We start from the raw sequence: 20706 nt of genomic DNA on the forward strand, positions 1-20706 counted from the left end.
TTACTCAGGGTTGCACCTTCCCACCTTCCAATAGGAATCCGGTGTTAAGCGCCTGTCCCCAAAATCTCTACTTTATCTACAAATTCTAATCGCTTTAACATCGAAAGTAAAGCATTGATATCACCTTTCAACCCGGACATATCAAGGGAAAGGGTGACGTTTGCTTTCCCTTGAAGCGGGATGGTCTGGTGAATAGTCAAGACATTGCATCCGACAGTGGCAACGGTTGCAAGAAGTTGCGACAACGCACCTGTCTGATCTTCCAGATGAAAAAACAAGGTCATGATTTTTTCTTTAACCATGGTGTGGAACGGAAAAACGGTATCGCGGTATTTGTAAAAGGCACTGCGGCTGAGGTCCACCTTCTGGACTGCTTCGGCGATGGACTCCACTTTCCCCCGAGCAAGCATTTCTTTCACTTCAAGCGACTTTTTCATCGCTTCGGGCAGGACATCTTCCCGCACTAAAAAGAACTTCTCCTCTAACATCGGATATCTCTCCTTTTTCTCATAAAGCATTATAGGATAAAAAATTTGGTTTACTTCCTGTGGACTTCGTTCCAGGTGATCAGTCAACAGGATATCGCTATATGTAAAGAAGAGAGGATAATATGAATTATCCCCTCCTGTAAATCTATTCTACAAATTCAAATTCGTATTTCTGAAGACGCACGATGTCGCCGTCTTTGGCACCTCGTGCACGCAATGCTTCATCGACACCCATTCCGCGAAGCTGGCGGGCAAAACGCTTGATAGACTCTTCATGGTTGAAGTTTGTCATCACAAACAGTTTCTCCAGCTTTTCGCCAGAAAGTACGTAAGCACCGTCAGGATCCCTTGTGATTCTGAAGTCTGCTTCCTCTTTCTCATGCTTGTAGACCACGCGTTGCTCAATCGCTTCTTCTTCATAAAGCGGGTACTCCGGTGCATGCTCAAGCTCGTCCGCCACCGCGTACAATAGGTCGCGAAGACCGCTGCGGGTAAGAGCAGAGATAGGGAATACCTTCACTTCATCGCCCACCTGTTGCTTGAATATTTCAAGGTTTTCCTCTGCATCCGGCATGTCCATTTTGTTGGCAACGACAATTTGTGCACGCTCTGTGAGACGCAGATTATATTCTTTCAGCTCTTCATTGATTGTTTTGTAATCCTCATATGGATCACGGCCTTCTAGCCCGCCCATATCCACTACATGGATGATGACACGAGTACGCTCGATATGACGTAGGAATTGATGTCCAAGACCTACACCTTCATGCGCACCTTGAATCAGACCTGGTAAATCGGCCATGACAAAGCTGCGGCCGTCTTCGGTCTCCACTACCCCAAGATTTGGTACGATAGTGGTGAAGTGGTATTCGGCAATTTTCGGTTTTGCTGCAGATACAACCGATAAAAGGGTAGACTTCCCTACACTTGGGAAACCCACAAGTCCAACATCGGCAAGCACTTTCAATTCAAGTACGACATAGCGCTCCTGGCCTGGTTCCCCGTTTTCGGCTACTTCCGGAGCAGGATTTCTAGGTGTAGCAAAGCGCGTGTTTCCGCGACCTCCACGTCCACCCTTCGCAACTACATACTGTTGTCCGTGTTCTGTTAAGTCAGCTAATGTTTCCTTTGTATCATCGTCCATGACTACAGTTCCAGGTGGAACCTTTACAATCATAGCTTCCGAGTTTCTGCCATGCTGGTTCTTGGACATTCCGTGCTCTCCACGGTTTGCTTTAAAGTGACGCTTGTAACGGAAATCCATTAACGTACGTAGCCCTTCTTCTACTTGAAGGATGACGTCCGCACCTTTACCACCGTCACCGCCAGCTGGTCCACCATCCGGCACATATTTTTCACGACGGAAGGCTACCATTCCGTTCCCACCGTCGCCACCTTTTACATAAATCTTGACCTGATCGACAAACATTGATTATTCACTCCGATATGTCAAAAGGTAAAAGAACACCTTTTGCGTTCATTTTTTAAAGCTCTTTTCTTAAAAATTGTTGCTATTCACGAGTAAAAAGTCGGCAATTGGACTTTTTACTGATTACATTACCTAAAAATCGCAATTAGTCTGCATTCTAAAACAGGGAAAAGAGCACGTCAGTAAGTAATATAAGACTAATTATTTATTTACGAAACAGCAACAAAGTTTACGAAAATCGGCTTTTTAAAGCTTATAAGACACCTGGATGGTACTTTGCTCAGATGTTATCGCCTGTTCATGCACTGTAAATCCATCCGGCTGTGTTTGCAGCCACTCCGTTAAAAAGTCTGTATCTTCTAGTATTCCATTTATATCAAAAAAGAAACGAATTTCTTCTGCCTCTTCTATATTCAAACTTAAAAACAAATGGTTATCTGCTTTTTTGTTCACCGCATTTTCTAGGTCGGTAAACAAAGAAGAAATCCATTTGTATAATACCCCATCCGCTTTTGACAAGTTCACCGGCTCCCCGATGACCTCGTATTCCATCGCAAACAATCTCGGCTCCCAATGGAAGGTAATCAGATATTCTGCAAATGCAGGGGCGTGTAAATTCGTCAAATTGGATTCATGATTAGCCTCAAGCACAATCTCATCTATCAAATTATTCACTCGCTCCAAACGCCCCAAAGACAAATTCGCTTTAATCAACTGAATCCGATTAAGCCAATCATGCCTCGAATGACGCAACACATCCAACGTCCCTCTATTTATCATAATACCGTACTCCTAGTCCCAACTTTAATTCCAACACCTTCTTAACTATGTCGATTATAGCATAAAAAAAGAAGAAAAGGGGGTCAGACCCCTAAAGGATTTTCGTTAATGACGTCGAATATATGTCGAATATATAAAGTTTGCTTCTGCATTTTTTGCCTAGCTGTTCTTTTGTCCAGCGCAATAAAAAAACTCTAACCTAAACATAGGCTAGAGTTCCTTTGGAATTATGCTTCTTGAGCAACAGGATATACGCTAACTTGTTTGCGGTCACGGCCTAGGCGCTCGTAACGAACGATTCCGTCAACCTTCGCGAACAATGTATCGTCTCCACCACGTCCAACGTTTGCTCCTGGGTAAATTTTAGTACCGCGTTGACGGTATAAAATAGAACCACCAGATACTAGTTGACCGTCTGCACGCTTAGCGCCAAGACGCTTAGAGATAGAGTCACGACCGTTTTTAGTACTACCTACTCCCTTTTTGGAAGCAAAGAACTGAAGATCTAATCTTAACATGTATTCCACCTCCTACTTAGAAATGGTTATATAATTTCCATAGTCACGTTCAATCGTCTCTAAAGACACAACCATACCTTCCAGCAACAGCTGTACTTTCTCATGTGTCGCCTCATCCAGACCGGATGGGACCGAACACTTTAAAAATCCATCTGCCCCTTGCTCAATATCAGGAGTAACCTGACATAATGACATGACCGCGTTCACCGCACCGAAAGATACGGCAGAAACCCCGGCACACACAATGTCTGCACCCTTTTTGGCAAAGTTAGCATGTCCAGTTATGGTAAACGATTGGATCAACTTGTGATCGTCTCGTTTAATTGTAACTTTAATCATCCGATCACCTTTAAATTACAGGTTGATTGCATCAACAGTAACTTTTGTGTAAGGTTGACGATGACCTTGTTTTTTACGGTAGTTTTTCTTCGCTTTGTACTTGAATACAGTAAGCTTCTTCGCACGACCTTGTTTTTCAACTTTAGCCGTTACAGTTGCTCCCGCTACTAGTGGGCTACCGACTTTAACATCGTCGCCACCAACGAAAAGAACCTTGTCGAAAGTTACTACATCTCCAGTAGCTCCATCAAGTTTTTCGATGTAGATCGTTTGACCTGCTTCAACCTTGATTTGTTTACCACCTGTTTCAATAATTGCGTACATTCTCTTGCACCTCCTCAATAGACTCAGACTCGCCAGTATCAGGTATATGTAACGAATTCACGCCCATATTTCACGGAACCTGGACTGTGCGGTTGTAGCACGGGTGCTACAAACTAACAAAGAACATCTTAGCATATTCCAAACCCTTATGTCAATAAGGTTTCAGAGCGTTTTTAACCTTTCTTTCGCGTCCTCGACAGACCCGGCAAACCTAACTTCAAAACGTGGGACCCCGTCTTTTTTAATAAAATAAATCTCGAGTCCCGTTCTTTCCATTATAGCAGAAAGACTCATCAGTTTGTTGACGACCTCTATGCTTGCTTCCACCACTACCGCTTCGACATCACTTCCTTTAAACTCCAGAAGTTCACGCTCCAGTTGATAGGTGACAGTATCCACAGAAAACACCACACCTTTCCCTTCGCACGGTTCGCAAGGTTGCAGCAACATGTTCGTCAATGGTTCACGCACCTTCTTACGCGTAAGTTGCAATAGGTTCAGTTCGGTAAATCCTATCACCCTCACATGGGAGCGGTCTTTCTGCACCGCATTCTGTACAGAACGGAACACCTGCTGCCGCTCCCCGTCATTTGTCATATCAATGAAATCGACAATAATGATGCCGCCGATCTGCCTTAAACGAAGCTGTCTCGCAATCTCGACTGCCGCTTCGAGGTTGGTTTTCAGCACCGTTTCTTTTTGACCGGTCTTTCCTATGTATTTACCCGTATTCACATCAATGACCGTCATCGCTTCGGTGTGTTCAATGATGATGTAGCCTCCACTTGGCAGCCACACGATCCGCTTCAACGCTTTTTCGAGTTCCTGCTCCATGCCCCTTCTTTTAAATATGCCTTCCTTGCCTTGATAAAAGCGGACAGGATAGCCTTTCTTTTTCAAAAGCTGGGAAGTGTAGACCTCATCCACCTCAGCAAGTTTCACATCAGAAGCAGGGATCTCTCTTAGTATTTTTGATAAAAAATGATCTTCTTCGTGTACCAGACAAGGAATCTTTACCGCCGAGCCTTGCTTCTCCTGGACCTCCAAGAACTGCTGCTGCAACTCCAACAATTCCGCCTCCACCACATCGGCCTCAATATGCTCACTTGCCGTCCGTAAAATAACCCCTTCTTCTGAAGTCAGCCATTCCTGCAAAAGCTTTCGCCATTCCTGCCTTTTGGCATCCGACATTTTCTTGGAAATGGCTTTATACTTCCCGTATGGCTGGTACACAATATGTGTCCCCGGAAACTCAAGGAGACCCGTCAGCTTTGCTCCTTTTGTCCCTTCGCCCTCCTTGACTACCTGTACGAGAATTGCTTCTCCCTGGTGGACAAAATGGGAAATGCCCTTTTGTTCCTTTTCCGATTTGGAGAGGGTAGAGGTTTGATAAGAACACAAATGGTCACGATGAAGATATCCTGGTTTCTTTTGTCCAAAATCAACAAAAGCGGCTTGCATGCCTGGCAGGACATTCACAACGCGACCCACATATATATTCCCTTCAATCGGATGAGAAGTTGGCCGGTAAATCAATAACTCGACAATTTTGTCATCCTCTTTTATCGCGACCCGTTTCTCCGTCGCTTTCATATCCATAATTAACTCTATCAATGAATTAGCCCCAGCTTTCAACGTGAAGTTTTAGTAAGGCTCTTTTCTCGACTATTGTTTATATTATTGGTAAAAAGTCTTTTTACCGCTTATCCGCTCTGAATAAGGCATGTAACCTTTTATGTTAAACCAGGAAAAGAGCAGGACAGCAAAATAAAAACAGGTGTTATAAAAATACGACAAAGCAACACCGTATACGAAAAGAACCTAGTATGAATACAGGATATCTCCTATATCAATTGTCGTCAACTTCTCCTTGAAATAAGCATGAAGCAACTCATTTTCATCAAGCGGTGGCTGTTTATCGTTTCCCTTCATCACAATGATATTATGCTTGCAATCGCGCTTGAACCTTTGAAGCACCTGATGGATCTTCTCTTTTTCATCGACGACAATCGGGGTGATGGTTGAAAAGGAATTATTCTTTCCGTAATACCGCTCCATCAGAAATCGCATAAACATGAAATGCCTCTGTCTCCATTCTGTATATAAGGAAAAAAAGAGGAAAATCGTAATGATCCAAACATTGATATGCAACGGGTCAATAAACAGATACGTCGCAGTAAAAAGCGCCAAGATGACAAAGGAAACCTTTAGTGTCCGCTCATGGGCCTGTGCAAATGGGGAGAACCTGCTGAACAACAGCCCCATGATTTTCCCGCCATCAAGTGGCCAGATCGGTAGAAGGTTCACAAGGAAAATCATCAAATTAAAGGTGAAAAACAACTCCCACATCCCCGGAGATAAATACCCCATCTCATATAGAAGGAAACCACCCGCTCCAAGCCATACATGCTGCAATGGCCCCGCGAGTGTGACAATCAGTTCTTCTTTCAAGGGACGGTTCCCGTGCTCCTCCATTTCAGCCACCCCGCCGAACGGCAATAGCAGTACCTGTTTGATCCGCCAATTATAGTGCGTTGCCGCAACACTATGTCCTAGCTCATGAACTAGAACAATGAAAAAAAGTAGTAACAGCTCCCGGAAGCTCGCAGTCAAAATGGCCAGTCCCACCAAAAACCACATGAGTGGATGGACATGTATTTTCTGAAATAGCCTCAGCCACTTATTATTCAAATGATATCACCTGCATAGGGTCGATAAATTCATTATCCTTTTGGATGGCAAAATAGAACATCCCTTTTGATCCATCCTCAAGCACCGTCGTTTTTCCGAGCACATCGCCTGTCTCAATATAATCATAGAGCTTCACTTCCACTTCCCCAAGCTGTCCATACCACGTGTAGCTGTTATCTGCGTGCTGGATGATGACTGTTTTTCCTGTGTCCTCTTTAACTCCGACGAACGAGACAAAGCCCCCATTCATCGCCTCCACATTAGAGTGAGCCATCGTTTCCACCATCACACCCTGCCCGTTCACCTCAAAGCTCTCAAAAACCCTACCGGAAGCCGGGATGACATAATCATCCGGATTCACCTGGGGCTGTGCACTATTATTAGGTAACGGTAAGAGTGCCAAGGACTTCCCAAACTTCTCTTCATACCAGTTAGTAAAAGCTGCGAACTGAAAGCTTTGCTCCATCGTTTTCGAGACAAACTGACGCGGCTTTTCAAACACACCGGAAGGGTTCTGGAACATAATGGCCACAACCAACACAAGAATCGCCGACGCCAAAATCTTGAACATGAACATTTCCTTGTTGAATAGAGGATGTCCACCATTCCCATCAGGTCCACTTTCATAAGAGGAATAGCCTGACCCTCCATACCTCTCCTCATCACGCATAATATGTTGTGTTGGCCCCGAGTTATTCCGTTTGGGCAATTGGTTCTGCCGTTGCTTCCTGCGCTTTGCGGCCCTTCTTTTAATTTCCGCTATCCGATCGTTCATACAAACACCCTTCCCGCAAATAGGTTTGTACCATTTTATGACTTGTCCCGGTAGGATATGACGGGTCATCAAGAAGCATTTTAAATCTATTATTTTCAGGAAAAAATAGATTACCTTTTAAAAGTTTTTAGTATAATGGAAGAATAGGAAGAAAGTAGTATTGTTAACCTTGAAAAAAGTAGGGGAATATAGTGAGAATAAATCAAAGAATTCATGACCAAAAAGGACTAACGTTGATAGAAATTCTAGTATCCATTGTTATTTTAGGTATTATCTTTACAGGTATGTTAGGCTTTTTCTCTCAAACGGTAAAGTACTCCTCTCATAATGAAAACAAAATCATTTCCATAAATCTAGCCGAAAAAATGCTATCTGAATACAAAGCCAGCAATTCATATACCCGGGAGCACACTTTAAACGGTAAAGACTATTACGTTGAAATTACTGAGCTCTCCGCTCATCAAAACATGGACTTAGTACCGATAGCCGTAAAAGTGTATACTGATCCATCCCTTACACCTACCTCATTAACTACAGAACTCTATAGTTATAGGGAGGACAAATGAAATGATGACAAATCAAAACTCCCAAAAAGGCTATGCACTTCTATATGTATTATTAACTATCGTCTTGATCGGATTGTTTATTCCGCCTTTAATAAATTCGGTACTTTCAAGTAGTCTCCAGTACAAAAAAACAGAAGAAATCATTCAGCACGATAAACTTGCTGAAATGGGGACTATCTATTTCGAGAAAAAAGTAATTGATATACTTGAAGATTGGGAGTTTCCTGAAGATTGGGCTCCCGATAATAAAGAAGCGTGGAACGCAAAGTCTCGTGAAGAGAAAAATGATAACCTAAATCAATACGTTCTCCGCAATGTAACGAACAAAATTGAGAGTAATCACAACTCCACTTTTTTAGAAACAGATGGATATAAAATAGAACTGACAAATATTCGCGTCATGCGAGCAACCGGAACCATCAACTATCAAATTTCCACCTCCTTAAATAGTGAAGCACCGAGATATTTTACAAAAGAGATGATCATTCCCATAATCGATTTTGATTTAGAGGAAAATTAAAAACAGGAGATTATTACTAATGAAAAGGAAATTTTCTTTAAATCAATCCGGTGTTACCCTTTTAGAAGTGCTGGTTTCCCTTGCTATTCTAGCCTTCGTAGGAACTTTAACTTTCAGTGTACTTGCTACAACTATCAAACATGAAGAAACAACGGGTTCACACATTATCTTAAGGCAAGAATCAAATATTATTATTTCATCCATAAGACAAAATCATCAAACAACGTCACCTAATTACACATTGTGCCCTCAAGACTTATTAGCAAGTAACGAAATGGAATTCAAGGATTTTTCCATCAATCAAACAGTAATTGACAAAAATGATTGCATACAAATTGATCCATCTGAAAAAACAGATGTGACTTTTACGCTTATAGATAACTTAAATAAAACTTTTAATGTAAGTACGACGCTAGAGCCTAGCCATGTACAGAGTTCCATAAATATTAAGAAAGACCCACCACTTCTAGTAGAACCGCCACCAACTATGTACGAGTCTTTCCTATATGAGAATATTTTTATTTTCGGTTCGGATTTTGGTATTTATGGATCAACACCTGTCAATGGGGTTCCGAAAGAAAAGTTAGGAACGATTCTGATAAACAACTATAATAAAAAGGATCTAAGGTTCACTGGTAACAACCAAGTGGTAGTTCATAGAGTTTTAATCGATAAAAAAGGAAATGCCGTAACGTTTGATAGCAGTACCAAACTCGGAAGGATCGGAACAACTGAGGCGATCCATATTAATGGCGATGTAAATCTGAATAACGGTGGATCGGAAATTAATGCTGATACTGTTGTTATTGACGGCAACGTGCACTTTGAAAGTAGTGGAAAAATCACTGCCAAAAAGGTTTTCATTAGTGGGAATGTTAATTTTGTGAATTGGTCTGCATTGATACAAGCCGATGAAATTTATATTGCAGGAATAATTACAGAACGACACAGTGGGAATGTGGTAGGTAGAAAAAAAACATATAATCCATTGGATGTGCCTACTAATGAAGATTTATTTGAGAATGTGATGCCAGCTTTGAAGGAAGATAGTTGGTATCGAAACAACGGTTATGCTACTGGAGGAGTACTTCAGGAAAACTCAAAAATCTTTGCTAATAATTACACTTCTACTTCATACAATCACAACAACCTAAATAATGTAGTAGTAGTAAGCAAAGGCGACATAACTATTACAGGCTTAGGTGCAAAAGGTTTAAAAGGAATACTTATCGCTCCTTACGGAAAGGTAACCTTTGGCGGGGCTTCATTTGAAGGGATCGTTATTGCAAGGGACGGTTTTTACACACAAACCAATCCCTCCATTACATTTAACAATATCGAGAACTTTTTTCAAGTTGAGAGTGCCCTTCCATTTCAATAATAAAAAGCTGCTCAGAACCATGAGCAGCTTTACCTTTATCTACCACTTAGTACCTCTATCCGGTTCGTCCAAATGTATCCCGAGAAATAATCAGGTATTCTCTCCAGATCCTCTTTCGAATCAAATCCTTCGGAGAAACCTCCATCCCCAGCAACAATAACCACCCTTGTATCTACTTTTTCCATACGTTCGTGAAACTTGCCGGACCATCCCCATAGAAATGGGCCAATCTTTTCAGGTACATGAAGTTGTGTTCCTTCACATGCTTCAGGAACATAGCCCGTCCATCCAATGGCAAGGTATGGGATCAGGCAACTCTTCATCGATCCTTTGGACATCACTCTCATATCAGGCACCATGTTTTTTAAGCTAGAGATAGGTTGGTCTCCTCCATACACGGTTAATTGTTCCATGCCATTAACGGTGTTCTTTTCCAGATAGTCCGCTAGCAGCTCCCCCTCTTTGGGATCATCACTTTTAATGTGGATCAGTAGCTCTTGATTCGGAAATTGTTCCAACACTTCTTTAAGTGTAGGAATGAGTCCTATTCCTTTTCCTCGGAATGGGTATGTTTTGCCACCATCTGCGGTATAACCATGCCCAACATCCAATTGACGCAGTTCCTCCATGGAATGCTCGCGGGTCACCCCCGCACCGTCTGTACGGCATTCCAATGTCCAATCATGAAATACGGCAAATTCTCCATCCGTTGTTGGATGAACATCCAATTCTACTATGTCTGCTCCAAGTCGAAACGCCTCTTCCATGGAAGCGATAGTGTTTTCGATATAGGCATGTTCAGGCTCAAAGATACGTTCTGCGGTGCATGCATCCCGGGTAATATCCTCCATCGTAAACGTTTGATGCACGCCCCTATGAGCAAGATACTTCGCTTCAACATTCTCTCTTTCCATAAAGAGAGAGGTGTTATTTAAAAACATAAAAACTATCAAAATGATAATACCGATCCCAATATACTTGAACGCTTTTTTGATGTTCTTCAATTTGTCCCTCTCCCATTCAAATAAAGCCGCCTCTTTTAAGAGACGGCTCGATTGAACCCTTAGCGTACGCCAAAGAATTTTTTTATTTTAAACATAACGCCTTTGTTTTCATCTTCAAGGGATTGCAACGGCACGGATTCACCCAAAATGCGTCTTGCAATGTTACGATACGCGATGGACGCTTTGCTTGTCGGATCCATGACAATCGGTTCCCCACTGTTAGATGCGCGGATGACACTATCGTCATCTGCAACGATACCAATGATATCGATTGCAAGTATGGATACAATTTCATCTACATCAAGCATCTCGCCGTTCTTTACCATATGGTTTCGAATACGATTGACAACAAGACGAGGAGGTTGGATGTTTTCCTCTTTCTCGAGCAATCCGATAATACGGTCTGCATCACGTACAGAAGATACTTCAGGTGTTGTGACAACGATGGCTCTGTCAGCACCGGCAATGGCATTCTGGAAGCCCTGCTCGATACCAGCAGGACAGTCTATGATGATATAATCATAGTCCTGCTTCAGTTCCATCACTAGTTTTTTCATTTGATCCGGTTTTACAGCCGACTTATCACTTGTTTGCGCTGCAGGCAAGAGCTTCAGGCATTCGAAGCGTTTATCATTGATCAAGGCCTGATGTGTTTTGCAACGACCTTCAATGACGTCGACCAGATCATAAATGATACGGTTCTCAAGTCCCATGACAACATCGAGATTTCTTAACCCAATATCTGTATCTATCAAACATACTCTTTTTCCTTGTAATGCAAGAGCCGTTCCTATATTTGCAGAAGTTGTCGTTTTGCCGACTCCACCTTTACCGGAAGTAATTACGATAGCCTCTCCCACTTGTTACATTCTCCTTTCAAGCCGTGTTAACATCGGTCTTAGTTGTGAAAGCAATTGTAAGCGGTCTATGACAATTTGTTCTTGATCATCTATATAGGCGCATTCCATCTCACTGCTTCCTTCTAGTTGCTCACTTAAATCTGGAGCGCGGTTTATTGTGTTATCAATGGAAAGCAATGTAGGCTTCATCAAACTTGCAGCTATGATAGCATCCTTTTTGCCTTGTAGGCCAGCATAGGCACTTCCCCTCAACGCACCCATAACGAATACATTGCCGCCTGCCTTCACCGTACCTCCAGGATTGACATCTCCTATCAAGAGGAGATCTCCCTCCACTTCTAGCACCTGCCCTGATCGGATCATCCTTGCAACAGGTAGAATCTCGGATTCTTTTTTCCACTGGATTGCCTGTTCTTTTGTTACTACATTGCTTTCTATGTCTTCCACAATAAAGTTCTTCTTGCTTCGAATTACATTTCGTAATTTTTCCTGCTGCTTATTGGTTAAGTAACGATTTCCGACTCTTAGACGTACACCTAAGAGCGGCGCTTCGTCCGGATTGCTATTCGACGTTAATTTTGCTTCTATTTCAGCTAAAAGCTCTGGAAACGAGCATGTATCATCGAGATGCAGGGTTAAGCCCTCTTTTGTGCCCTTAATGGTTACATACTGTTGTTTTTGTCTATTCACGACGTTCACCTCAACAAGTATATAATTCGACATTGTCCTTCTATTTCCTTTTTCCTATATCCATAAAATAAAAAAAAGATTGCTAGATTTTTTATGTAATGGAAAAGCCCGTCCCTTTTTGGGGGATGGGGCTTTTCCAATAACTTTTAGTTCCCTTGTAACTCCGCTTTTGATTTACGCACTAGGCTTCGCTTTCCACGGGGCCCTTGTGGAGCCTCCTCGGCAAGCCTGCGGGGTCTCCACTAAGCGCTACCTCTCGGAGGAGTCTTCGCCTTGTGCTCCAATCAAAAGCTAGAAGACTTACATTTACAATGATTATTTAAAAAATATCTTACAACTCATCCTTTTGTTCGATTGCAAGGCGCTCCATGAAGAGTTTGATTGGAAATAGTAGTATTAATGTGATGATGGCATTAAATACTAGTGTAGGTACGACTCGCATGTATAAAAATTCGGAATGGACCAGTTGTGTTGTCCCAATCAAGGAATGGATTCCAAAGACAAGGTGCTCGGTGATGGTAATGGATAGTAGCACCAATAAAAAGGATATCAAGTAATTTGTATTCACAAATCTCAAGATACCGGAAACAATATAGACGGACACCCCGAATGCAAATAGATAGACACCCAGGATTTCCGTATAAACTATATCATAGAGAAAGCCGAACAGCATGGCACAGATCAGGCCCACATATGGGCTTGTATAGATGGCACAGAGGACGATGACAATCAACATAAACCTAGGTACGATAATCCAGTCTTCCCGGATTTCGTGAAGGCCAAAGAAATCGACGCTCATGCTTTCGAGTATAAATAAGAAAAGAAGCAGGGCTGGTAAGATATATTTTCTCACTCAGAGCCCCCCTCTTCGGCAGCTTCTTCTGTTGGTTCCTCTTCTCCTGATATGAGTGTTCGTTTTACAATCATAACCTGAGTGATGTTATAGAAGTCAGCGGCTGGTTTGACATAGGCCATCTGCGTCAATCCATACTCATCTGCCACAACCTCCGTCACTTCACCAATCATCAGACCTTCCGGGAATACACCGCCCAACCCGGAGGATAGTACGGTTTCCCCTTCCTTCACTTCCGCTTGGTGAGGGATACGCTTTAACAGAAGGGCGCCTTTTTCTTCATCATAGCCTTCGATCAACCCAAATATGTCTTCTTCTCCTTGTATGTACGCAGAGATGCGGTTCTTTGGATCCAAGGAACTAAGGAGTTGCACAGTGGAAGTAAAGGCATTGGCATGTTTGACCTTACCGATCAGTCCACCCGAGGTGACGACCGCCATGTCCTTTTCCACACCGTTTTGCTTCCCTTTATTCACCGTGATTTGCTCGACCCATTGATCAGGGTTTCTGCCAATGACGGTGGCAGGTTTTGGTTCATAATCACGAAGCGAATCGAGTTCCCCGATCACTTCACGAAACTCGTCGTTTTCTTTTTCTAGCTTTTGGACCTTTGTTTCTAAAAGAGCATATTCTTCCAGTCTAGCACGCAGCAATTTATTCTCTTCATACGTATCTTTTAAATATCCTACATTATCAAAGAAGCCCGCGACAAAATGTGCGGGCCTATAAAAGATAGATTGGACAAAGCCTGTCGAGTCCTTTACGAACTGTTCAGGCCATGTCAAATCGTCCCGTTCTTTTAAAGAGAAACCAATCAATGCCACCAGAAAAATTAAGCTCACCAACAAAATAATCAACCTTTTATTGAGGAAAAATTGTGGCATGACTTAACACCTACTTAGCGATAATCTCTTGATTTCTTTTTAAACTCATCAATATAATCCAATGCTTTGCCTGTTCCTATTGCCACACAATCCAATGGATTTTCGGCAATAATCACCGGCATTCTAGTCTCATCGCTGATCACTTTATCCAGGTTACGGAGTAAAGCTCCGCCACCTGTCAGTACGATTCCACGATCCATGATATCTGACGCCAGTTCAGGAGGTGTGCGCTCCAATGTCGCTTTAACAGAATCTACAATGGCCGTCACTGTGTCCTTCAAAGCTTCAGCTACTTCTTTTGCAGTGATTTCCACTGTTTTCGGAAGTCCTGTCAAAAGATCGCGGCCACGGATGTCCATTGGCTCGATCCCTTCTGTATCCCCAGCAGATCCTACTTCAAGCTTCAAGGCTTCTGCGGTACGCTCCCCGATCATCAGGTTGTAGTTTTTACGGATATAGGCAATGATGGCATCATCCATTTCATCCCCTGCTACACGGATTGATTGGCTTGTTACGATACCTCCAAGTGAGATGATGGCTACTTCGGTCGTTCCGCCACCAATATCCACCACCATGCTTCCTGTTGGTTCCCATACAGGCAGGTTCGCACCGATTGCCGCAGCAAATGGCTCTTCGATCGGATACGCATCACGCGCGCCAGCTTGGCGAGTCGCATCGATTACCGCTCTTTCTTCCACAGCCGTGATACCCGATGGCACACAAACCATCACATATGGCTTGCGTGAAAAGGAACTTTTGTTCCTTAAAGCTTGTTTAATATAATATTTCATCATGGTCGCTGTCGTTTCATAGTCCGCAATGACTCCGTCTTTCATTGGACGAAGTGCGACAACATTCCCCGGAGTTCGACCGATCATGTTTTTTGCATCGTTACCGACCGCGACAATCTGCCTGTTATCGGTCTGCAATGCGACAACAGAAGGTTCACGCACAACAATACCTTTTCCTTTAATAAAAACTAATGTATTGGCTGTTCCCAAGTCAATACCAAGATCTCTCGTTCCAAACATATAAGTGTATCTCCCTTTCTGATACTAATGCGTAATAGTGGTAAATGAAAAGTGATAAAACGGACGAAGCATGCCCTTTTATTTTCATAAACATGTGGATAAGTTTTTTTGTAGAAATTTGATGGATTAAGAAGGTTGTCCTTCGAAACTCATGAGTAATATTATAGCGTAGGATATGCAAAATGCCTAGTATTACACATAGCCTTTTTCTTTTAAACTGATGAATTTCTGATCGCCGATGATCAAATGGTCCAAAAGCTCTATACCAATCAGCTTTCCGCATTCACTTAATCGTTTTGTGACATCTATATCCTCCCGGCTTGGAGCAGGATCGCCCGATGGATGATTATGGATACAGATGAACGAGGCAGCAGATCGCCTGAAAGCTTCTTTGAATACCTCGCGCGGATGCACGATGGATGCATTTAGGCTACCGATAAAGACAGTCTGTTGATGGAGGACCTGATTTTTCGTATTAAGATAGAGGCAAACAAAATGTTCCTGTGATAAAAACCTCATGTCTTCCATGACATAATTGGCAGCATCCTCCGGAGATCGGATTACATATCGGTCTTCATATTGCAAGCGGTGGATTCTCCGTCCGAGTTCGACGGCAGCCATAATCTGAACGGCCTTCACCTTCCCAATTCCCTTTGTTTCGATGATTTCTTCAATAGAAGCATCTTTTAAAAGGCGCAGTCCTTCAAAATTCACTAGGAGCTTATTGGCCAGCTGCAGGACAGATTCGTCCTTTGAACCAGTACGTAGCAGGATGGCCAGCAACTCATGGTTGGACAGGCTTTTCGGTCCATCCTGTATCATTCGCTCTCTTGGCCGTTGATCTTCGGGATAATCTTTAATCATCAGTGCGGTGGATGTGGTGGATTCCAATTTTCTTCCTCCCCTTTTAGTGGATGGAGGGTCATGCCACGACCGTTCTATTAGGCTCTTTTCTCAAAGATTGTTACTATTTTCTTGTAAAAAGTCGGCAATTGGACTTTTTACTAATTACGTACTCTAAAAGGTGCAAGCTTGTTATTACGTACAGCAGGGAAAAGAGCACGACAATAAGGAAAATAACGATTGATATATCCATACGAAACAGCAACTAAGTTTACGAAAAGAGCCTTCTATTGAAAACTTTTCAATTCACGAATCGTTCTTGAAAGCGGAAGCCCCACAATCGAAAAGTAGTCTCCTTTGATCTCTTTTACAAAAAGCGCACCGACTTCCTGAATCCCGTAAGAACCGGCTTTGTCCATCGGTTCTCCTGATTGGATGTAAAACTCGATATCCTCATCGGTCAGATCCCAAAATGTGACGGAGGTTTTTTCATAAAAGGTCACCTCTTTTTCTTCACTCAAGATGGCAACTCCACTTATGACATAGTGTGTATTGCCGCTCAGTGTTCGGAGGGTGGCTCTGGCCTCGTTTTCACTTTCCGGTTTGCCGAGAACCTTGTCACCAAGGACAACGATGGTATCGGATCCGATGATAACGGAGTCTCTATTTTTCATAAAGACATCTTGGGCTTTCTGATAAGCCAAGGTAGTCGCAATTTCTTCTGGTGTCAGGGATGGGTCGAAGGTTTCTTCGATGTTACTCACCTTCACGGTAAAAGGGAGGTGTACTTGTTGGAGAAGTTCCTTTCTTCTGGGGGATCCTGAGGCTAAAATAAGAGGTTTCATGTTTTATCACCTTTCGCAAATAGTAGTTGGTTGAGAGATACATGTTAATCCTATCACAAACATTATGGCAGGGCCAAATATCTTCCGATGAATTGGGAAAATTGTTTTTTTGACAGAAAAAAGGCCCCAAAATGGAATTTTGGGGCTGGCGTCTGTATGGTATCGTTAATAAGTTTGACGTTTCTTTTCGCTGCGGTCACTTGCTTTCCGCAGGCGGTCCGGGAGCCTCCCGCAGGAGTAAAGTGACTTCCGCTTCAATCCACTTATCTATTAATATAAGAATTTGGTTGCGTCTAATAGTTTTTGTTGGGCATCCCAGAGTGCTTCGGTGTTATTGGATGATTGATGGGACTGCAAGCTTTCATAGGCTCCGGAAAGTGTTGCCTTCCATTCTTTTATGCTCTCTGTTAATTCCGAATCATTAATGGCGGCTACTTTATCGAAGGAGGCTCCAAGGGTTTCAGAGGTTGCAGCATCCAAGGATCTGCCTTGTAATAAAAGTGCGGTAGCAACCGTAAGCTGCTTGTACAATACCTGACCTTCTTGAAGCAAAAGTGCATCCTGGTCTGTGAGGGAATTTACCGTTTTTTCCGAAAGACTGATTTCTTTTGCATAAGGTTCAAACCCTTTTTCTTGTGCCGCCCCTGCCATTTGCTTCATCCCTTCCACATTTTGCCCGACAGCCATAAAGACATATGTGGGATCAGAACCTAGGGCGGTTGCTGGAAAACCGGCAGCCTTCAGACGCTCCATTTCTGCATTGGCTCCCTCCGCCGTGGTAAAGGCACCTGCTTGAAGGACAGAAATAGTTTGAGCAGGAATGGTGGCGTTTCCTTCCCCACTGACTGCAGGGGTCTCAGGTGCATCATTCGTTTGATTCGTCACCGGTGCAGCGGCTGGCACTTCTGGATTAACTGGTGTTCCGGACATATTCATGACTGCAAGAATCAGAAAACCTAAACAAGTTCCAATACCGATAGCCATACCAATGGATAATAGAAGCTGCTTTGAGAAGGATGGAGGAGCAAGCTTTTTCTTTTTACCAAAAGGGGTCGGACGCACCTTTGTTCCTTTGTCTTTGTTCATCTGACGGAGATCTTCAATATATGAAGTGTTATCTTGTGAGTCTTTTGACTTTTTAGACTCCTTTGAGTTTTTTGGTGGCTCTTTCGGTAGCACCCATTCAAATTCTTCTTCCTTTTTTTCAGCAGCAGCTGCTGATTCGTCCACAATGATGATCGGCAATTCCTCTTCCGGGAAATCATCCTTGATCGGGACCTCTTTTTGCTGAGACGGCACTTTCTCTTTGTAATTCTTTTTCTTCTTTCCACTTCCGTACGGCTTTTCTTTTCCATTTATTTTTATTTTTACCTGGTGATTGTCCACTTTCCACACCTCCGTTTACGTTTGACAAATTTTGTCTTGGTTAGATTTGTTTTATCCTATCATAGGCCATAAAAAAAAGAACAAGACTTTTGTCGTCTTGTCCTAATTCTTTTCCGACACAATATCCATCCCCAAGATGAATTCGACTATTTCCACGGAAATAATTAATTGGTGTCGATAAATGGATTTGTTCGATTACTTGGTTCCGGAACAGATAAAGGAGGTAGGTCTTCCACCAGATCATCAAGTTCAGGAAGGTAAAATGCTGAAAGAGTTACGGAGTAAGTAAGAGATTCCAATTCCTGTTCGGTCGAAGTCACTTCAGGTAGACCGGTGAAGCTTACGGATTCCACCTGCGTTATCCGCGTCAAACTCTCCAGGGAAGAAAGAAAGGTGGTCAAATCTTCATATACTTCCGATTCAACGGATAGATTAACTGTGACTTTTTTCAGTCCTTCTGGTAAATACGCTTCCTCCTGGACTGTTTCCCCTTCGTCTTCATGCATCGTTTCATATTCTTCCAAGGTTGTACCGGCAGGAATGAACTCACCCTCACCGAAAGTCATGCTTACGATTCTACTATTTGATAGGACTTCTGCCTTTTCCATTTCCAAAATAAGCTGCTCCAAATAAGGGGTGACAGGAATCTTACGTTGAAGCTCAACCGTTGTATTGCCGATTGCGTTAGCCGTTTCCTCCTGTTGCTCCAACACTTGGATAAGCTGCTCTTCTATTTTTTTCTCGTCATGCAACTGTTGTGCTCTTGCTTCCTTTGGTGCATAAGACAAATAGTAGAAACCGGCGATACCCAATACGATCAGGAGAACACAAGAGCTTAACAAGATGTAATGTTTCTTTTCCAGTTCAATCATCATAACTCTTCGTCCTCCTCCACTTCCGTATCAGTTTCGCTTTCCACTTCTTCTTCCTCTTCTACTTCCTCTTCGACGGTTTGGAATGCATCGCGGTCAAATGCCAAGGTGTATTGTCCTATATACCTTGGGAGCACACCGACTGTTTCTTCCGTTCCGACATCAACTGTTGAAATGGAAGAGAGATCGATGGAATGGTATAGAGTCGATTCGTTCAAATGATAGAGGAAATAGGCAGCATCCCTTGATTCATCAAATTGAACGGATAGGTTTAATAATCCTGTTTCATCATAGGTAAAGCTTTGAATGAATCCTCGTTCTGGCAACAGCCTGATTAGGTCCTGCATCACAGGAACCATCTCAAGCGGGTACTCCTCCGCCCATACAACCGTATCTTCGAGTCGTTTAGCTGAGGAAGAGTTTTGCGAACGGTTCACCGGATCTTCCTTGGCAACCCTTAATTGCTGCACCATTTCCAGTTCCTGTTGGGCTGTCTGTACATCGTTATTGACCATGTTATAAAAGGTAAAAAGAATGATAGCTGAAAACAAAAGAAAAAATGCACAAATGCCATACACAAGAGGCGTGGTAATATTTCTGGATTTCTTTTTCGGTAATAAATCGATATCTACTAACATCATTGCACCTCTTTTAACGCCAACCCTAAGGAGTAGTAGTATTTCGGGTCAACCACCTCTTGGTCTAGTGTGTAAACTTCCTGTTCATACGTATCTACTTTCACCGAAGTCTTCTCTTTGAGCTTTGCATGAATCAAAGGCAGATTCGGATGGTCTCCGTAAAGTAGAACCCTACCAATCTCTTCATTCCCCTGATTCAAGGAATAACGGAAAAAGTTCATGATACGCTCCACTTCAATGATGAAATCCTCCAGGAACACATTGAACTGTACGATGTCCCCCGCCCATTCTAGCTGGGTATTGGTGACAGACACTTCCCAAACCTTCATGTCCTGCGGGAATGCAACGGTACGCATGAAAACAGGAACATGGTTCATGAAGATGCTCAGAGTAATACAGCTCACATCAAAATGGATGACTAACAGATGATCTTGTTCATTACGCTGACCAAATTCATAATACAGGCGATATAAACAAAGGGAGGAGACATCCGCTGCCGACGGTTTCATTTTGTTGTCTTCAAGCAACGAAGATATCTGGGTTACCACTTCTTCAGGCGAAGCAAAAAGAACCAGCTCCGTCTTTTCCGAACGATGAAGAACATGTACATCAAACACGGGATCCTCAAATGGCAGATGGATGGTCGAACCCAACTCCAGATACAAATGACCAATGATTTCGTCATCCATGATATTAGAGGGAATCGTCAGTTTCCGGGTGACGACGTATTGATCTGGCACAACAAAACGGACATGCTTCCGTTTTAGTCCCCAGTCTTCTACACATTCTTCTAAAATGAGACGAAAAATATTTTCATCGACAATCTTTCCATCTCGGATGATATTTGGCGGCAAATATCGCTCATTTGTGCGCTTGATTGTCAATGGATCCAAACTTTTCAACTCTACCATTCGAATGACATGGTCACGGATAATCAAATTTATGAAATTGTTTTGCTTTGGTTGCAGAAACGAAAATTCCATCCAGAA

The 20706-nt window shown here is 42.8% G+C and carries 24 protein-coding genes and 1 other annotated feature; of the genes, 3 read left to right on the forward strand and 21 right to left on the reverse strand.

Going from position 1 to position 20706, the window contains the following annotated elements:
* Positions 1–44 precede the first annotated feature (44 nt).
* From MKY77_RS17380 to MKY77_RS17420, 9 genes are all read right to left on the reverse strand, one after another.
* Positions 45–518: an ACT domain-containing protein gene (locus MKY77_RS17380; protein ID WP_342515389.1), complete on the reverse strand. Its 474-nt coding sequence runs from the start codon at positions 516–518 to the stop codon at positions 45–47.
* Positions 519–633: 115 nt separating this feature from the next.
* The gene (gene obgE / locus MKY77_RS17385) at positions 634–1917 is read right to left on the reverse strand and encodes a GTPase ObgE (RefSeq protein WP_339147036.1); all 1284 of its coding nucleotides are present in this window, start codon (positions 1915–1917) and stop codon (positions 634–636) included.
* 246 nt (positions 1918–2163) lie between these two features.
* A complete protein-coding gene (locus MKY77_RS17390; protein WP_339147037.1) occupies positions 2164–2697 on the reverse strand; it encodes a Spo0B C-terminal domain-containing protein in 534 nt (177 codons plus the stop codon).
* Between the two features lie 227 nt (positions 2698–2924).
* Positions 2925–3215: a 50S ribosomal protein L27 gene (gene rpmA / locus MKY77_RS17395; RefSeq protein ID WP_168863583.1), complete on the reverse strand. Its 291-nt coding sequence runs from the start codon at positions 3213–3215 to the stop codon at positions 2925–2927.
* Positions 3216–3227: 12 nt separating this feature from the next.
* Positions 3228–3554: a ribosomal-processing cysteine protease Prp gene (locus tag MKY77_RS17400; protein WP_339147038.1), complete on the reverse strand. Its 327-nt coding sequence runs from the start codon at positions 3552–3554 to the stop codon at positions 3228–3230.
* A gap of 15 nt (positions 3555–3569) precedes the next feature.
* The gene (gene rplU, locus MKY77_RS17405; protein WP_339147039.1) at positions 3570–3878 is read right to left on the reverse strand and encodes a 50S ribosomal protein L21; all 309 of its coding nucleotides are present in this window, start codon (positions 3876–3878) and stop codon (positions 3570–3572) included.
* Positions 3879–3893: 15 nt separating this feature from the next.
* Positions 3894–3982, reverse strand: a sequence feature (ribosomal protein L21 leader region).
* A 58-nt stretch (positions 3983–4040) separates the two neighbouring features.
* Entirely contained in the window at positions 4041–5492 is a 1452-nt protein-coding gene (locus MKY77_RS17410; protein ID WP_339147040.1) for an Rne/Rng family ribonuclease, read from the reverse strand.
* A 207-nt stretch (positions 5493–5699) separates the two neighbouring features.
* The gene (locus MKY77_RS17415; RefSeq protein WP_339147041.1) at positions 5700–6569 is read right to left on the reverse strand and encodes a M50 family metallopeptidase; all 870 of its coding nucleotides are present in this window, start codon (positions 6567–6569) and stop codon (positions 5700–5702) included.
* On the reverse strand, positions 6562–7344 hold the full coding sequence (locus MKY77_RS17420; RefSeq protein WP_339147042.1) for a M23 family metallopeptidase: 783 nt from the start codon (positions 7342–7344) through the stop codon (positions 6562–6564). The genes MKY77_RS17415 and MKY77_RS17420 overlap by 8 nt, the downstream gene beginning before the upstream one ends.
* 191 nt (positions 7345–7535) lie before the next feature.
* On the opposite strand from MKY77_RS17420, the gene MKY77_RS17425 reads away from it, so the two are divergent.
* Genes MKY77_RS17425 through MKY77_RS17435 form a run of 3 tightly spaced genes read left to right on the forward strand, consistent with a single transcriptional unit; the run spans position 7536 to position 9811 of the window.
* A complete protein-coding gene (locus MKY77_RS17425; RefSeq protein WP_339147043.1) occupies positions 7536–7910 on the forward strand; it encodes a type II secretion system protein in 375 nt (124 codons plus the stop codon).
* Between the two features lies 1 nt (position 7911).
* Entirely contained in the window at positions 7912–8430 is a 519-nt protein-coding gene (locus tag MKY77_RS17430; RefSeq protein ID WP_339147044.1) for a hypothetical protein, read from the forward strand.
* A 19-nt stretch (positions 8431–8449) separates the two neighbouring features.
* On the forward strand, positions 8450–9811 hold the full coding sequence (locus MKY77_RS17435; RefSeq protein WP_339147045.1) for a prepilin-type N-terminal cleavage/methylation domain-containing protein: 1362 nt from the start codon (positions 8450–8452) through the stop codon (positions 9809–9811).
* 35 nt (positions 9812–9846) lie between these two features.
* Here the strand turns inward: MKY77_RS17435 and MKY77_RS17440 are convergent, their stop codons facing one another.
* From MKY77_RS17440 to pilM, 12 genes are all read right to left on the reverse strand, one after another.
* Entirely contained in the window at positions 9847–10815 is a 969-nt protein-coding gene (locus MKY77_RS17440) for a glycerophosphodiester phosphodiesterase family protein (protein ID WP_339147046.1), read from the reverse strand.
* Between the two features lie 59 nt (positions 10816–10874).
* A complete protein-coding gene (gene minD, locus MKY77_RS17445) occupies positions 10875–11675 on the reverse strand; it encodes a septum site-determining protein MinD (protein WP_339147047.1) in 801 nt (266 codons plus the stop codon).
* Positions 11676–11678: 3 nt separating this feature from the next.
* A complete protein-coding gene (minC, locus tag MKY77_RS17450; protein WP_339147048.1) occupies positions 11679–12398 on the reverse strand; it encodes a septum site-determining protein MinC in 720 nt (239 codons plus the stop codon).
* A gap of 298 nt (positions 12399–12696) precedes the next feature.
* The gene (mreD, locus tag MKY77_RS17455; RefSeq protein WP_339147049.1) at positions 12697–13218 is read right to left on the reverse strand and encodes a rod shape-determining protein MreD; all 522 of its coding nucleotides are present in this window, start codon (positions 13216–13218) and stop codon (positions 12697–12699) included.
* Positions 13215–14102 (reverse strand): rod shape-determining protein MreC, encoded by an 888-nt coding sequence (gene mreC, locus MKY77_RS17460; RefSeq protein ID WP_339147050.1) that lies wholly within the window; start codon positions 14100–14102, stop codon positions 13215–13217. The genes mreD and mreC overlap by 4 nt, the downstream gene beginning before the upstream one ends.
* A 14-nt stretch (positions 14103–14116) precedes the next feature.
* On the reverse strand, positions 14117–15133 hold the full coding sequence (locus MKY77_RS17465) for a rod shape-determining protein (RefSeq protein WP_339147051.1): 1017 nt from the start codon (positions 15131–15133) through the stop codon (positions 14117–14119).
* A gap of 192 nt (positions 15134–15325) precedes the next feature.
* Positions 15326–15997, reverse strand: coding sequence for a DNA repair protein RadC (radC, locus tag MKY77_RS17470; protein ID WP_339149855.1), 672 nt, complete (start codon positions 15995–15997; stop codon positions 15326–15328).
* Positions 15998–16263: 266 nt separating this feature from the next.
* Positions 16264–16821: a Maf family protein gene (locus MKY77_RS17475; protein ID WP_339147052.1), complete on the reverse strand. Its 558-nt coding sequence runs from the start codon at positions 16819–16821 to the stop codon at positions 16264–16266.
* Between the two features lie 270 nt (positions 16822–17091).
* Positions 17092–18207, reverse strand: coding sequence for a hypothetical protein (locus tag MKY77_RS17480; protein WP_339147053.1), 1116 nt, complete (start codon positions 18205–18207; stop codon positions 17092–17094).
* A 164-nt stretch (positions 18208–18371) separates the two neighbouring features.
* Positions 18372–19082: a pilus assembly protein PilO gene (locus tag MKY77_RS17485; RefSeq protein WP_339147054.1), complete on the reverse strand. Its 711-nt coding sequence runs from the start codon at positions 19080–19082 to the stop codon at positions 18372–18374.
* The gene (locus MKY77_RS17490) at positions 19079–19720 is read right to left on the reverse strand and encodes a hypothetical protein (RefSeq protein WP_339147055.1); all 642 of its coding nucleotides are present in this window, start codon (positions 19718–19720) and stop codon (positions 19079–19081) included. Before MKY77_RS17490 ends, MKY77_RS17485 begins: the two co-directional genes overlap by 4 nt.
* Positions 19717–20700: a pilus assembly protein PilM gene (gene pilM / locus MKY77_RS17495; protein ID WP_339147056.1), complete on the reverse strand. Its 984-nt coding sequence runs from the start codon at positions 20698–20700 to the stop codon at positions 19717–19719. The genes MKY77_RS17490 and pilM overlap by 4 nt, the downstream gene beginning before the upstream one ends.
* Between the last annotated feature and the right edge of the window lie 6 nt (positions 20701–20706).

Origin of the sequence: Sutcliffiella sp. FSL R7-0096, assembly GCF_038595065.1 — a bacterium.
Taxonomy (GTDB): Bacteria; Bacillota; Bacilli; order Bacillales; family Bacillaceae_I; genus Sutcliffiella_A.